The sequence below is a fragment of the Streptomyces sp. SudanB5_2050 genome, assembly GCF_964272335.1.
Lineage (GTDB): Bacteria > Actinomycetota > Actinomycetes > Streptomycetales > Streptomycetaceae > Streptomyces > Streptomyces rochei.
Genome location: NZ_OZ186760.1, coordinates 6,236,896 through 6,253,749, shown reverse-complemented (window position 1 = coordinate 6,253,749; position 16,854 = coordinate 6,236,896). Strand labels below are relative to the sequence as shown.

Annotated in this window: 1 protein-coding gene and 1 pseudogene (1 of these 2 only partly in view); both read left to right on the top strand. The window is 73.9% G+C overall.

Going from position 1 to position 16,854, the window contains the following annotated elements; genetic code table 11:
- Positions 1-9,646, top strand: a pseudogene (locus ACFZP7_RS27790) (amino acid adenylation domain-containing protein); its annotated part reaches 1,274 nt to the left of the window's first position; the annotation flags it as partial.
- On the top strand, positions 9,646-16,854 hold the full coding sequence (locus ACFZP7_RS27785) for an amino acid adenylation domain-containing protein (RefSeq protein WP_385636455.1): 7,209 nt from the start codon (positions 9,646-9,648) through the stop codon (positions 16,852-16,854). The pseudogene ACFZP7_RS27790 and the gene ACFZP7_RS27785, both read left to right, overlap by 1 nt.

The following is a 16,854-nucleotide window of genomic DNA, read 5'->3' as shown; positions in this document are numbered from 1 at the left end:
GGTCCTTGAGGCCCTGGTCACCGACTCCGACATCCCGGTGGCCCGCCTGGACACCCTCGACCCGGCCGAGCGGCAACGGGTCCTGGTCGAATGGAACGGCGCCCGTACCGAACTCCCCGGGACACCGCTGCACGAACTGATCACCGAGCAGGCCCACCGCACCCCGGACACGACCGCCGTGGCCTGTGGGGACACCTCCCTCACCTACGCCGAACTGGACGCCCGCGCCAACCAACTCGCCCGGCACCTGCTGGAACAAGGCGTGGGAGCCGAGGACTTCGTCGCGATCACACTCCCGAAGTCACTCGACGCCATCACCAGCATGCTCGCCGTCCTCAAGACCGGTGCCGCCTACCTGCCCATCGACCCGGACTATCCCGCCGAGCGCATCACCTACATCCTCGACGACGCACGACCGGCCCTGACCCTCACCGAGCCGATACCCGAAGAGCAGTACGCCGGACACCCCACCACGACGCTCACCGACACAGAGCGCCGTAGCCCGTGGTCACCACGCCACGCCGCCTACATGATCTACACCTCCGGCTCCACCGGCCGCCCCAAGGGCGTCATCATCGAACACCACGCCCTCGCGACCTACCTCCACCGGGCCCGCACCACCTACACCGCCATGAACGGCGACACCGTCCTGCACTCCCCCCTCGCCTTCGACCTCACCATCACCGCCCTCTGGACACCCCTCACCGCCGGCGGAACCGTCCACCTCACCAGCCTCGAAGAGACGGTGACACAACCGACTCTCATCAAGGCCACCCCCAGCCACCTCCCCCTGCTCACCACCCTCCCCGAAACCGCCTCTCCCTCCCACACCCTCATCCTCGGCGGCGAGGCACTGCACACCGACCACCTCGCCACCTGGCGGACCCAGCACCCCCACGTCCAGATCATCAACGCCTACGGACCCACCGAATCCACCGTCAACATCACCGACCACCACCTCGACGGCACGGAAGAGGGCTCCGTCCCCATCGGACGGCCCTTCGCCAACACCCAGGTCTACGTACTCGACGCCGCCCTACGACCCGTGCCCCCCGGCATCACAGGCGAGCTCTACCTCGCCGGTGAACAACTCGCCCGCGGCTACCACGGACGCCCCGCCCTGACTTCCGAGCGGTTCGTGGCCAACCCCTTCGGCGACCCCGGCACCCGGCTCTACCGCACCGGCGATCTCGCCCACTGGAATCACCACGGCCACCTCACCTACGACGGCCGCACCGACCACCAGATCAAACTCCGTGGCCACCGCATCGAACTCGGCGAAATCGACACCACCCTCAACAACCAGCCGGGTATCAGCCAGGCCACCGTCCAACTCCGCGAAGACACCCCCGGCGACCAACGACTCGTCGCCTACATCGTCACCACCGACGAATACGACGCCGAGGCCACGACCGCCGCCCTGCGCGGCCGGCTCCCCGACTACATGGTGCCCACCGCCTACGTCACCCTCGACGCCCTCCCCCTCACCCCCAACGGCAAACTCGACCGCAAAGCCCTCCCCGCACCCACCTACACCCCCACAACCACCGGACGAACCCCCCGCACCCCCCGCGAAGAAATCCTCTGCACCCTCTTCGCCGAAGTGCTCGGCGTCGATCGCGTCACCATCGACGACAACTTCTTCGACCTCGGCGGACACTCCCTCCTCGCCACCCGCCTCGTCAGCCGCGTCCGCAGCACCCTCGGTGTCGAGCTGCCGATCCGGCAGCTGTTCGAGACGCCGACCGTGGCGGGACTCGCCGACGCCCTCGACACGTCCGGCACCGTCCGCACCGCGCTCACCGCGAAGCCGCGTCCCGAGCGCATCCCGCTCTCCTACGCCCAGCAGCGCCTCTGGTTCCTCCACCAGCTCGAAGGCCCTTCGGCGACCTACAACATCCCCACCACCCTCCGCCTCACCGGCACCCTCGACCACGACGCCCTGCGCGCTGCGACCGGGGATCTGATCGCCCGGCACGAGAGCCTGCGCACGGTCTTCACCGAGGACGAGCAGGGCGCGTACCAGATCGTGCTGCCCGCGGAGGTCGCCTCGACGCCCTTCACGGTCGTCGACGTGACCGAGGAGGAGGTCGCGGACCGGGTGGCGGAGGCCGCGTCGTACCCCTTCGACCTGACGGCAGACCTGCCCGTGCGGATGTGGCTCTTCCGGGTGTCGGAGCAGGAGCACGTCCTGTTGCTGCTGGTCCACCACATCGCCAGCGACGCCTGGTCCCGCACCCCGCTCGCCCAGGACCTCACCGCCGCCTACACCGCCCGCCGCGCCGGCGACGCGCCCGCTTGGCAGGCGCTCCCCGTCCAGTACGCCGACTACGCGCTCTGGCAGCAGGAGGTCCTCGGCGACGAGACCGACGCGGACAGCCTGGCGGGGCGGCAGCTCGACTACTGGAAGCGGCAGCTGGCCGACCTGCCGGAGCAGCTGGACCTGCCCACCGACCGGCCTCGCCCCGCCACCGCCGACCACACCGGCGACCGGGTCACCTTCACCGTCCCCGCCGAGCTGCACACCCGCCTGACCGACCTGGCGCGGTCGACCAACACCACCACGTTCATGGTGATCCAGGCGGCACTGGCCACCCTGCTCACCCGGCACGGCGCCGGCGAGGACATCCCCATCGGCACCCCCATCGCCGGACGCACCGACGACGCCACCGACCACCTCATCGGCTTCTTCGTCAACACCCTCGTCCTGCGCACCGACACCAGCGGCAACCCCACCTTCCGCGACCTCCTCACCCGCGTACGCGACACCGACCTCACCGCCTACGCCCACCAGGACCTCCCCTTCGAACGCCTCGTCGAAGCCCTCAACCCCACCCGCTCCCTCGCCCACCACCCCCTCTTCCAGACGATGCTCACCCTGCACAACACGCAGGGGGCGAAGGCGGAACGGTTCGCCGATCTCGCGGCCGAGGTGGTGGCGTCGGAGTCGGTCTCGGCGCGCTTCGACCTGTCGTTCGCGCTGGCCGAGCACTTCGGCGACGGCAACGTCTGCGAGGGCATGAGCGGCGGTGTCACGTACAGCACGGCGCTCTTCGACCGGGAGACCGTCCGGGACCTGGCCGATCGCCTGGTGCGGCTGCTGGCGGCGGCGGTCGCCCACCCGGGGCGGCCCGTCGGTCAGTTGGAGATCATGGACGCGGCCGAGCGGCGGCTGGTCCTGGAGGAGTGGAACGACACCGCCGCCGAGCCGCCCGCCGATTCGGTGGTCGGGCTGTTCGAGCGGCAGGCGCGGCGGTCGCCGGACGCGACGGCCGTGGAGTTCGGTGACACGCGGCTGTCGTACGGGCAGCTGAACGCACGGGCCAACCGGCTGGCCCGGCACCTCGTCGCGCGGGGCGCGGCTCCGGGCCGCTTCGTCGCCGTGGCGCTGCCGCGGTCGGCCGAGCTGGTCGTCACGCTGCTGGCGGTGCTGAAGTCCGGGGCGGCGTATCTGCCGGTCGACCCGCACTACCCGGCCGACCGCGTCGCGTACATGCTGGACGACGCGGGGCCCGCCCTCACGCTGACCGAGCCGGTCGCGGAGGCGGAGCTGGCGGGGTACGCGGGCGGTGACCTCGACGCCGGCGAGCTGCGGGGGCCGGTCCTCGGCGCGCACCCGGCGTACGCGATCTACACCTCGGGCTCCACGGGACGCCCCAAGGGCGTGGTGGTGCCGCGCGCGGCGCTCGGGAACTTCCTCGCGGACATGGGCCGGCGGTTCGCTCCCACCGACGGCGACCGGCTGCTCGCCGTGACCACGGTGGGCTTCGACATCGCGGGTCTGGAGATCTTCCTGCCGCTGCTGCACGGGGCGGTGCTGGTGCTCGCGGACGAGGAGACCGCGAAGGACCCGCACGCGCTGCTGCGTACCGTGACCGCGTCGGGAATCACCATGGTCCAGGCGACGCCGAGCCTGTGGCAGGGCGTCGCGGCCGTGGCCGCGGACGAGCTGGCCGGAGTACGCGTCCTGGTGGGTGGGGAGGCGCTGCCGCACGAGCTGGCGCGCACGCTGACGGAGCGGGCCCGTTCCGTGACGAACCTCTACGGTCCGACCGAGGTGACGATCTGGGCCACCGCCGCCGACGTCGCCGAGTCCGGGCCGGTCATCGGCGTGCCGCTCGCCAACACGTCGGCGTACGTGCTGGACGCGGCGCTGCGGCCGGTCCCGGTGGGCGTGCCCGGTGAGTTGTACCTGGCCGGAGAGCAGTTGGCGCAGGGCTACCACCGGCGTCCCTCGCTGACGTCGGAGCGGTTCACGGCCGACCCGTACGGACCGGCCGGGGCGCGGATGTACCGGACCGGGGACCTGGTGTGCCGGCGCAGGGACGGGGCGCTGCGGTATCTGAGCCGGGTGGACCAGCAGGTCAAGCTGCGCGGCTTCCGCATCGAACTCGGGGAGATCGAGGCGGAGCTGGTCCGGCAGCCGTCGGTCGCCGAGACGGTGGTGACGATACGCGAGGACCGCCCGGGTGACCGGCGGCTGGTCGCGTACGTCGTCCCGGCGGGTCCGACGCCGGACGTGCGGGAGCTGCGGGAGCGGCTGTGGGGACGGCTGCCGGAGTTCATGGTGCCGACGGCGTTCGTGACGCTCGACGCGCTGCCGTTGACGCCGAACGGGAAGCTGGACCGCAAGGCGCTGCCCGCGCCGAAGTACGACGGTGAGCCTGCGGGCCGGGGGCCGCGCGGCCCGCGCGAGGAGATCCTCTGCGCGCTCTTCGCCGATGTGCTGGGGGTCGCCCGGGTCGGCATCGACGACGGCTTCTTCGACCTGGGCGGGCACTCGCTGCTCGCCAGCCGGCTGGTGAGCCGGATCAGGACGGCGCTGGGCGTCGAGCTGTCCGTGCGACAGTTCTTCGAGACGCCGACCATCGCGGGGCTCTCCGGGGTGCTGGACGGGGCGGCGGCCGCGCGGACACCGCTGGTGGCCCGGGAGCGTCCGCGGCGGGTGCCGCTGTCGCCGGCGCAGCAACGGCTGTGGTTCCTGCACCAGTTCGAGGGGCCCTCGGCGACGTACAACGTGCCCACGGCGCTGCGGCTGTCCGGTCCGGTGGACCGGGCGGCGCTGGGGCGGGCGATCGGTGACGTGCTGGAGCGGCACGAGAGCCTGCGGACCGTGTTCGCGGTGGACGACGACGGGTCGTGGCAGATCGTGCTGCCCGCCGACCCGTCCGCCCACCGCCTGGAGGTCGTCGACGTCACCGCCGAGGAGGTCGAGGAGCGGGTGGCGGACGCGGCCCGGCACGTCTTCGACCTGACCGCCGACATCCCGTTCCTGGCGCGGCTGTTCCGGGTCTCGGAGACGGACCACGTCCTGCTGCTGCTCGTCCACCACATCGCCGGCGACGGCTGGTCCATGGCGCCGCTGGCCCGGGACCTGACGGCCGCGTACGCGGCACGCCGCGCGGGTGACGCGCCGGGCTGGGAGCCGCTGCCGGTGCAGTACGCGGACTACGCGCTGTGGCAGCGGGACGTCCTGGGCGACGAGTCCGACCCCGAGAGCGTGGCGGCGCGGCAGCTGGCGTACTGGAAGGAGGCGCTGGCCGGGCTGCCCGAGCAGTTGGAGCTGCCCACCGACCGGCCCCGGCCGGCGACCGCCGGATACACCGGTGACCGCATCGCGTTCACGGTGCCGCCGGCGCTGCACGCGCGGCTGACGGAGCTGGCGCGCGCCACGCACTCCAGCCTGTTCATGGTGACGCAGGCGGCCTTCGCGGCGCTGCTGACGCGGCTCGGGGCGGGTGAGGACATCCCGATCGGCACGGCGGTCGCCGGACGCAACGACGCGGCCACCGAGGATCTCGTCGGGTTCTTCGTGAACACGCTGGTGCTGCGCACGGACACCGGTGGCAATCCCACCTTCCGGGAACTGCTCGGCCGCGTCCGGGAGGGCGACCTGGCGGCGTACGCGCACCAGGAGGTGCCGTTCGAGCGGCTGGTGGAGGCGGTCAACCCGGCGCGCAGTCTGGCCCATCACCCGCTGTACCAGGTGATGATCACGTTCAACAACACGGCGGACCGGAACACTGCGCGGGCCGCGTCCGGTGACGGTGACGGTGACGGTGACGCGTTGGTGAACGCGACCCGGATGACAGCCGGGACCGGGGTGGCGAAGTTCGACCTGTCGCTGACCTTCGGCGAGCGGCACGACGCGTCGGGCGGCCCCGCGGGCATGCGGGGTTCGCTGGAGTACCGCACGGAGCTGTTCGACCGGGAGACCGCGGAGTCGCTGATCTCGCGGCTGCTCGGAGTGCTGGGCTCGGTCACGGCCGACCCGGACCTGCCGATCGGCGGGATCGGCCTGCTGGACCCGGCCGAACGGCGGCAGTTGCTCCAGGAGTGGAACGACACGGCACGTCCGCAGCGCGAGGGGACCCTGCCGGAGCTGTTCGAGGAGCAGGTGGCGAGGACCCCGAGGGACCCGGCGTTCTCGGCGGACGGGACGACGCTGACGTACGCCGAGCTGAACTCCCGCGCCAACCGGCTCGCCCACCTCCTCGCGGAGTCCGGGGCGGGCCCGGAGCAGGTGGTGGCGATCTCGTTGCCGCCGTCGGTGGAGATGGGCGTGGCGGTGCTCGCGGTGCTGAAGACGGGCGCGGCGTACCTGCCGGTCGATCCGGGCAGCCCTCGCGAGCGGATCGCGACGATGGCCGAGGACGCGGCTCCGGTGTGCGCGCTGACCACGTCGGCGGTCCCGGACGGGGTGTTCCCGGACGAGCTGCCCCGGCTGCTCCTCGACGACCCGGACGTGACGGCGCGGCTCGCCGCGCAGCCCGCGCACGACCTGACGGACGAGGACCGGACGCAGCCGCTGTCGCCGTGGAACGCGGCGTACATCATCTACACGTCGGGCTCGACGGGCCGGCCGAAGGGGGTGCTCGTCGAGCACCAGCCGGTGCTCAACTACCTGGCGGTGTCGGCGGAGCTGTACCCGGGCGTGGCGGGCCACGCCCTGCTGCACTCGCCGCTCTCCTTCGACCTGACCGTGACCGGCCTGTTCGCGCCGCTGCTGAACGGCGGCTGTGTGCACCTCGCGGACCTGGAGGAGCTGCACGAGCGGGCGCTGGACGGCGAGGTGCCCGCGGACCTGCCGCAGGTGACGTTCCTGAAGGCGACGCCCAGTCACCTGCCGCTGATCACCGGCCTGCCCGGGGTGTGCGTGCCGGACGGGGAGCTGGTCCTCGGTGGCGAGTCGCTGACCGGCCGCGCGGTGCGGGCGCTGCTCGCCGCGCACCCGGGGGCCCGGGTCCTCAACGAGTACGGCCCGACCGAGACGATCGTCGGCTGCACCACGTGGCGGGTCGAGACGCCGGACGACCTCGCGGACGGCGTGCTGACCATCGGCCGCCCGTTCCCGAACACCCGGATGCTGGTCCTCGACCCGTACCTGCAGCCCGTGCCGGCCGGGGTGCCGGGCGAGCTGTACGTGTCCGGGGTGCAGCTGGCGCGCGGCTATCTGAACCGGCCCGGGCAGAGCGCGTCCCGGTTCGTCGCCGACCCCTTCGGGGAGCCGGGCGAGCGGATGTACCGCACCGGTGACATCGTGCGCTGGAACCGGCACGGCGACCTGGAGTTCATCAGCCGCGTCGACGACCAGGTGAAGATCCGCGGCTTCCGGGTGGAGCTGGGCGAGGTCGAGTCGGCCCTGTCGCGGCACCCCGCGGTGCCGGAGGCGGTGGCGGTCGTACGCGAGGACCGGCCGGGCGACCGGCGGCTGGTCGCCTACCTGGTGGCCGACGCGGGACCCGTGCCCTCGGACGGGGAGCTGCGGGAGTGGCTGCGCGAGTCGCTGCCCGACTACATGGTGCCGTCGGCGTTCGTCCGGCTGGCCGAGCTGCCGCTGACGGCGAACGGCAAACTGGACCGGGGGCGGCTGCCCGCGCCGGACTACGTCGCCGCCGGCACCGGCCGGGCGCCGACGACGGCGCGCGAGGAACTGCTGTGCGCGCTGTTCGCGGAGGCGCTGGGCCTGGAGTCCGTCGGCGTCGACGACGGCTTCTTCGACCTCGGCGGCGACAGCATCCTCTCCATCCAGCTCGTCAGCCGGGCCCGCGCGAAGGGCCTCACGCTCTCCGTGCGGGACGTCTTCGAGCACCAGAGCGTCGCCCACATCGCCGAGGCGCTGGACGGGGCGGAGGAGCCGGAGCCGGACGCCGGGCGGCGCGAGGAGGTGCCGGCGAGCGGGCCGGTGCCGGCCACGCCGATCATGGGCTGGTTCGCGGGACTGGGCGGCCCCACCGCCCCGTTCAACCAGTCGGTGGTGGTGTCCGTGCCGGCGGACCTCGACGAGGAACGGCTGGTGGCCGCCCTCGGGGCCGTCGTCGACCGGCACGACTCGCTGCGGTTGCGGGTCGCCGGGGACTGGACCATGACCGTCCCCGAGCCCGGCACGGTGGACGCCGCGGACCTCGTCACGCACCTGCGGGCGCCGGACGTCGACGACGACGCGCTGCGTGCTCTGGTGGCCGAGGCGGCCGTCGCCGAACGCGACCGGCTGGACCCGGCCGACGGCCGGATGCTGCGCGCCTGCCGGATCGACCGCGGTCCCGGCCGGCCGGGACTGCTGGTTCTGGTCGCCCATCACCTGGCCGTGGACGCCGTCAGCTGGCGGCTGCTCGTGCCGGACCTGGCCGCCGCCTACGAGGGCAGCCCGCTCAGCCCGGCCGGCACCCACTGGCGTGAGTGGGCCGGTGCGCTGCGCGACCTCGCCGGCACGGCCGTCACCGAGGCGGAGACGGACCACTGGCTGGACGCGGTCCGCCCGGCCGCCGAGCCGACGGACCCGGCACTGGACCCGGCGCGCGACACCCACGGCCGCTCCGGTCAGGTCGTCCTCGACCTGGACGCGGAGACCACCGACGCGCTCCTCACCTGGGTCCCCGGGGTGTTCCGCGCCGAGATCAACGACCTGCTGCTGACCGCGTTCGGCCTGGCCGTCGCCGACTGGCGGCGCGCCCGGGGCGGCGGCGCGGGCGCGCCGGTCACGGTGGACCTGGAGAGTCACGGCCGCCACGAGCACCTGGTGCCGGGCGCCGACCTCACCCGTACCACCGGCTGGTTCACGTCGATGCACCCGGTGCCGCTGCGCCCGGAGGTCGACGAGTGGGACTGGCCGGAGGTGTGGGACGGCGGTGCCGCCGCGGGCCGGGCCCTGAAGCGCGTCAAGGAGCAACTGCGCGCCGTACCGCGCGACGGCGTCGGTTACGGCCTGCTCCGTCACCTCAACCCGCGCACCCGGGACCGGTTCGCCGCGCTGCCGGTGCCCGCGTTCGGCTTCAACTACCTGGGCCGGTACACCGGCGGGCGGGACGCCGACCCCGGCGCCGGGCCCCAGGCGTGGAGCGTGCTCGGGCGGGGCGTGGCGGGCCAGCATCCGGACACGCCGCTCGCGCACCCCGTCGAACTGGTCGCGGGCGCCCACGACACCGACGAGGGGCCCAGGCTGCACAGCGTCTGGACGTACGCGGACGCCGTGCTCAGCGAGGGCGAGGTGCGGCGCCTGGCAGAGGGCTGGTTCCGGGCCCTGAAGGCGCTGGTCGAGCACGCGGGCCGGCCCGAGGCGAGCGGTCTGACCCCCTCGGACGTCTCCCTCACCTCGCTCAGCGAGGACGACATCACCCGACTCGAGAGCGAATGGGGCTCCCTCTGATGGCCAAGTCCGGCTTGGAAGACATCCTGCCGCTGTCCCCGCTCCAGGAGGGGATGCTGTTCCACAACCTCTTCGACGACGAGGAACTGGACGCGTACAACGTCCAGGTCTTCATCGAGCTGGAGGGGAACACCGACCCGGAGCGGCTGCGCCGGGCCGGGCAGGCGCTGCTGGAGCGGCACGCCAACCTGCGTGCCGCGTTCCGGCACGAGGGCCTCAAGCGCCCGGTGCAGCTCATCCCCCGCCGGGCCGACCTGCCGTGGGGCGAGGAGGACCTGGCGGCCGTGGCCGAGGAGGAGCGCGAGGCCGCGGCGGAGCGGATCGCCGAGCGGGACCGCTGGACGCGTTTCGACCTGTCCCGGCCGCCGCTGATCCGCTTCACCCTGGTCCGGCTCGCCCCGGGACGCCACCGCCTGCTGATGACGCTCCATCACATCCTGCTGGACGGCTGGTCGATGCCGATCCTGCTGCGCGAGCTGATGACGCTGTACACGGTGCACGGCGACGCCACCGCACTGCCCCGGGTGCGCCCCTACCGCGACTACCTGGGCTGGCTCGGCGGCCGGGACCGGGACGCGGCCCGGCAGGCGTGGACGGACGCGTTCACCGGGTTCGACACCCCGAGCATCGTGGCGCCGGACCGGGGAGCGCTCACCGCGGCGCCCGAGCGGATCGACTTCTCCGAGGACGAGGCGGCGAGCGCCGCCCTGACCCGCTTCGCCCGGTCGCACGGGCTGACGGTGAACACGGTGATCCAGGGTGCCTGGGGTCTGGTGCTGTCGCATCTGACGGGCCGGGACGACGTGGTGTTCGGCGTGACGGTCAGCGGCCGCCCGCCGGAGCTGCCCGGTGTCGACACCATGGTCGGTCTCTTCATGAACACCCTGCCGCTGCGGGTGCGGCTGCGGCCCGCCGAGTCGCTGGCGGAGTTCCTGCGCCGGACGCAGAGCGAGCAGGCGCGGCTGATCGACCACCAGTGGGTGGGGCTCGCGGAGATCCAGCGCTGGGCGGGCTCGGGCGAACTGTTCGACACGGCCATGGTGTTCGAGAACTACCCGCTGAACTCCAGCCGCGGCCGGCCGCCGGGCGCCGCCGCCGACGCCGGTCTCCCCACGGTGCTCAAGGTCCACTCGAAGGACCAGATGCACTATCCGCTGGGCCTGCTGGCCCTGCCCCGGGAGACCCTGCGGTTCTCGCTGGGCTATCTGCCGCAGGTCTTCGACGCGCGGCGGGTCCGGGCGGTGGTCGCCGCGTTCCGCCGGGCGCTGCGCACGATCCTGGACAGCCCGCAGACCCGGGTCGGCGCGGTCACGCTCCTCGACCCGGAGGTGCGCGGCACCGTCCTGGAGAAGTGGAGCGGCTCGGACGACGTACGGCCCGCCGAGCGGTTCACCGACCTGTTCGAGGAGCAGGTGGCGCGCACCCCCGCCAAGACGGCGCTGATCGCCCCCGACGGTCGGCTGACCTACGCCGAACTGGACGCGGCGGCCAACCGGCTGGCCCGCCGCCTGGTCGAGCTGGGCGTCGGCCCGGAGCGGCCCGTGGCCGTCGCGGTGCCGCGCCGCACCGAACTGGTGGTCGGCATGCTGGCCGTGCTCAAGGCGGGCGGCGCCTACGTGCCGATCGACCCGGAGTACCCGCCGGACCGCGTCCGCTACATGATCGAGGACTCCGATCCGGCGCTCGTCCTCACCACCTCCGACGTGGACGCCCGGATCCGTGAGGAGAGCGGCGGACCGCTGACGTTCGTCATGGACGACCCCGGCACCGGCAGGTCGCTGGCCAGGCACTCCGGGATCGGCCTCACCGACGCCGACCGCTCGGGTCCGCTGCTGCCGGGGCATCCGGCGTACATCATCTACACGTCCGGCACGACGGGCCGCCCCAAGGGCGTCGTCGTCGAGCACCGGGCGCTGTCGGCGTTCGTCCGGCACTGCCGTTCCTCGCAGGCGCCGGACATCTCGGGGCTGTCCGTGATGCAGGCCTCGGCCTCCTTCGACCAGAGCGTCGGTTCCCTGCACGCCCCGCTGATCAGCGGCGGCTGCGTCCGGCTGACGGACCTGCGCACCCTCGCCGAGACCGCCGTGGGCGAACCCGGTTTCCGCCGGGCCACCTTCATGAAGGGCACCCCGTCCCACCTGGCCCTGCTCACCACCATGCCCGAGGACGTCTCACCGTCGGGGACGATCACGCTGGGCGGCGAGGAGCTGCGCGGCGAGGTCCTGGCACCCTGGCGCGCGACCGTGCCGGACGTGACGGTGGTGAACGTCTACGGGCCCACCGAGGCCACCGGCCACTGCCTGGAGCACTGGATCGACCCGGGCCGCCCGGTGCCGCCGGGCCCGGTGCCGATCGGCACCCCGCACGAGGGGGTGCGGGTGTACGTCCTCGACGCGGCGCTGCGGCCGGTCGCGCCGGGCCTCGACGGCGAGGTGTACCTGGCGGGCGTGCAGCTGGCGCGCGGCTACCTGGGTAGGGGCGGCCTGACCGCCGAGCGGTTCCCGGCCGACCCGTTCGGCGCGCCGGGCAGCCGCATGTACCGCACGGGTGACCTCGCGCACTGGACCGAGGCGGGCGAGCTGGTCTTCGCCGGTCGCGTGGACCGGCAGGTCAAGCTGCGCGGCTACCGCATCGAGCTGGGCGAGCTGGAGGCCGCCGTCATGGCCGGTCCCGGCGTGCGCCAGGCCGCGGTCGTCCTGCGCGAGGACCAGCCGGGCGACCAGCGCCTGGTCGCCTACGTCGTACCGGACGGCGACCGCTGGGACGAGGCCGCCGTCAACGCCGGGCTGGCCCGCTCGCTGCCCGACTTCATGATGCCGTCGGCGTTCGTCACGCTGGACGCCCTGCCCCTGAGTCCGAACGGCAAGCTGGACCGTGCGGCGCTGCCCGCACCCACGTACACCGGCCGGAGCGCGGGCCGGGCCCCGCGCACCCCGCGCGAGGAGATCCTCTGCGACCTGTACGCGGAGGTCCTGTCGCTGCCGAGCGTCGGCGTCGACGACGACTTCTTCGACCTCGGCGGGCACTCCCTGCTCGCCACCCGCCTGGTCAGCCGGATCCGCACCACGCTGGGCGCCGAGCTGTCCATCCGGCAGTTCTTCGAGGCGCCGACACCGGCCGCGCTCGCCGGGACGCTCGACCACGCCGGCCGGGCGCGCACCGCGCTGACGGCGCGTCCCCGCCCCGAGCGCCTCCCGCTCTCGTACGCCCAGCAGCGTCTGTGGTTCCTGCACCTGCTGGAGGGGCCGAGCCCGACCTACAACATCCCGACCGCGCTCAGGCTCTCCGGCCCGCTGCGCCCCGAGGCGCTGCGCGAGGCGCTGCTCGACGTGATCGGGCGGCACGAGAGCCTGCGGACGACGTTCGCCGAGGACGAGCGCGGGGCCCGGCAGGTGGTGCACCGCCCCGAGGAGGTCCGGCTGGTCTTCGAGACGGCCGAGTCCACCGAGGCCGAGTACGAGGCCGACCTCGCGCGCGCGGCCCGGCACTCGTTCGACCTGGCTGCGGAGATCCCCGTACGGGCGCGGCTGCTGCGGCTGTCGGAGCAGGAGCACGTCCTGCTGCTCCTGATCCACCACATCGCCGGCGACGCCTGGTCCCGCACCCCGCTCGCCCAGGACCTCACCGCCGCCTACACCGCCCGCTGCGCCGGGAAGGCGCCCTCCTGGCAACCGCTGCCGGTCCAGTACGCCGACTACGCGCTCTGGCAGCGCGACGTACTCGGCGACGACGGCGACGCCGACAGCCTCGCCGGACGGCAACTCGCCCACTGGAAGGAGCAGCTGGCCGGCCTGCCCGAGCAGCTGGACCTGCCCACCGACCGGCCGAGGCCCGCCACCGCCGACCATACCGGCGACCGGGTCGCCTTCACCGTCCCCGCCGAGCTGCACACCCGCCTGACCGACCTGGCGCGGGCCACGGACACGACCCTCTACATGGTGCTCCAGGCGGCGCTGGCCACCCTGCTCACCCGGCACGGCGCCGGCGAGGACATCCCCATCGGCACCCCCATCGCCGGACGCACCGACGACGCCACCGACCACCTCATCGGCTTCTTCGTCAACACCCTCGTCCTGCGCACCGACACCAGCGGCAACCCCACCTTCCGCGACCTCCTCACCCGCGTACGCGACACCGACCTCACCGCCTACGCCCACCAGGACCTCCCCTTCGAACGCCTCGTCGAAGCCCTCAACCCCACCCGCTCCCTCGCCCACCACCCCCTCTTCCAGGTGGTACTGGCGCTGCGCAGCACCGCTCCGCGGCGGGCGGACGGCGAGGGCGCGCCGGCGCTGCCGGGCGGGCTGACCGTGAGCGGGGTCGGCGGCTCGGCGGCGACGGCGGCCAAGGTCGACCTCGGGTTCTCGGTGACGGAGCGCCGGGCCGCGGACAACACCCCCGACGGCGTGTCGGGCGTCCTCGACTTCCGCACCGATCTGTTCGACCACGGCACCGCGCAGGCGCTGGTGGACCGCTTCGTGCGGGTGCTCGCCGACGCGGCCGCCCACCCCGACCGGCCGCTGAGCCGCATCGACGTCCTCGGCCCGCGCGAGCGGCACCGGGTCGTCGAGGAGTGGAACGCCACCGCGAAGGGCCTCGCCCCGGCCACCCTGCCGGACCTGTTCGAGCGGCACGTGCGGGAGCGCCCCGACGCCGAGGCGGTGGTCCTCGGCGACGAGTCCCTGACCTACGCCCGGCTGAACGCGCGCGCCAACCGGCTGGCGCGGCTGCTGGTGGAGCGGGGCGCGGGCCCCGAGCGGCTGGTCGCGCTGGCCCTGCCCCGCTCCGTCGAACTGCCCGTCGCCGTCCTCGCGGTGGCCAAGACCGGCGCCGCCTACCTGCCGCTGGACCCGGCCCACCCGGCGGAACGCATCGCCGGCACCCTGGACGACGCGGCGCCGGTCGCCCTCCTGACCACGGCCGAGGTCGCCGCGGGCTTCCCGGACACGGACGTGCCCCGGATCCTGCTCGACGAGGAGCCCGCGGCGGACCGGGACCCGGGGAACCTGGACGACGCCGACCGCCTGGCGCCGCTGCTGCCGCGCCACCCCGCGTACGTCATCTACACCTCCGGCACCACCGGCCGCCCCAAGGGCGTCACCGTGACGCACACCGGGCTGCCCGGCCTGCTGGACATCTTCACCTCGCAGCTGGGCGTCGTACCCGGCAGCCGCGTCCTGCACCACCTGTCGCCCGCCTTCGACGGCGGGTTCTGGGAACTGGCGATGGGTCTGCTGACCGGCTCCACCCTGGTCGTCGCCGAACCCGGCACGGTCCCCGGGCCCGCCCTCGCGGAGCTGGCGGTGCGCCACCGGGTCACCCACGCGGCGATCACGCCCGCGGTGCTCCAGCTGATCCCCGAGGGGGCGCTGCCCGCCGCGATGACGCTGGTCGTCGCCGCCGAGACCTGCCCGCCCGAACTGGTCGAACGCTGGTCCGCCGGGCGCCTGATGCGCAATTCGTACGGGCCGACGGAGACCACGGTCTGCGCGACCATGAGCGCCCCGCTGGCGGGCGCGGTCGTCCCGCCGATCGGCTCCCCCGTCGCCGACACCGCCGGTTACGTCCTGGACGCCGCCCTCCAGCCGGTGCCGCCGGGCGTGCCCGGTGAGCTGTACGTGCGCGGCCCCGGCCTGGCCCGCGGCTACCTCGGCCGGCCGTCGCTGACCGCGAGCCGCTTCGTGGCGAGCCCGTTCGGTCCGGCGGGCAGCGTGATGTACCGCACCGGCGACCTGGTCCGGCACACCGCGGACGGCGACCTGGAGTACCTGGGCCGCACCGACAGCCAGGTCAAGCTGCGCGGCATGCGCGTCGAGCCAGCCGAGATCGAGGCGGTGACGGCCCGTGAGCCCGGCGTGGCGCAGGCGGCGGTGCTGGTCCGCGAGGACGCCCCCGGCGACCGCCGTCTCGTCGGCTACGTCGTGCCGGACGCGGGGGCCGCCGTGGACACCGCCGCGCTGCGGCAGCGGCTGCGCGCCTCGCTGCCCGAGTACATGGTGCCCGCCGCCCTCGTCGTCCTGGACGCGCTGCCGCTCACCTCGAACGGCAAGCTCGACCACCGCGCCCTGCCGGCGCCCGAGTACCGCAGCGTCGAGGGCCGCTCCCCGCGCACCCCGCGCGAGGAGACCCTGTGCCGGCTCTTCGCCGAGGTCCTCGGCCTGGACCTGGTCGGTCTCGACGACGGCTTCTTCGACCTGGGCGGCCACTCGCTGCTCGCCGTCCGGCTCGTGGAACGGGTCCGCGCCGAGCTGGGCGAGGAGCTGGGCGTGCGCGACCTGTTCGCCGCGCCGACCGTAGCCGACCTCGCGGTGCGGCTCGCGGCGCGCGGCGGCCGGGAGCCGATGGAGCGCCTGCTCCCGCTGCGCGCCGCCGGCACCGGACGACCGGTGTTCTGCGTCCACCCCGGTTCCGGCATGAGCTGGTGCTACTCGGGCCTGGTACGTCACCTGCCGGCCGACATCCCGGTCTACGGCGTCCAGGCCGCCGGCCTCGACGGTGACGGCCGGCTGCCCGCCACGCTGGAGGAGATGGCCGCCGAGTACGCGGACCTGATCCAGGAGGCGCAGCCCGAGGGGCCGTACCGGCTGCTCGGCTGGTCGCTCGGCGGCAACGTGGCCTTCGCCATGGCGGGCGAGCTGCGCGCCCGCGGACAGGAGGTGGAGCTGCTGGCCTTCCTGGACGCCTATCCGCGCCAGGCGGGCTCGGGGCCGGAGACCCCGCTGGCCGAGGTGTTCGCGCACAACCTGCGCGACGCCGGGTTCGCCGTCACCGAGGAGGAACTCACCGACGGCCGCTTCCCCTCCGCCCGCTACCGGGCGTTCCTGAACGCCGCCGGCGACCCGATGGGCCGCCTCGACGAGGACGAACTGGCCGCCGTCCTCCGGGTCTTCATGAACAACGCCGGCCTGATGCGCGGCCACACCCCCGGCACCTACGACGGCGACGTGCTGGTGCTCGCGGCCGAACGGGCGGACGCCGACAAGCTGGCCCGCCGCGGCGCCGAGTCCTGGCGCCCGCATGTGACGGGCCGGATCGAACGGGTCGGCGTCGACGCCGACCACCTCGGGCTCGTGCAGTCCGACGCCGCCCTCGCCGTCGTCGGCCGTGCCCTGGCCGAACGCCTGGGCCGGGAGGCCGGTCCCGCGCATCCCGTATCCCCTCCGACCGAAGGAGTCACCGCCATGAGCCCCTCGTCCGAGGTCGCCTGA

Coding starts and splice junctions, on each gene's coding strand:
- ACFZP7_RS27785 (WP_385636455.1), top strand. CDS start 9,646: ATGGCCAAGTCCGGCTTGGAAGACATCCTGCCGCTGTCCCCGCTCCAG.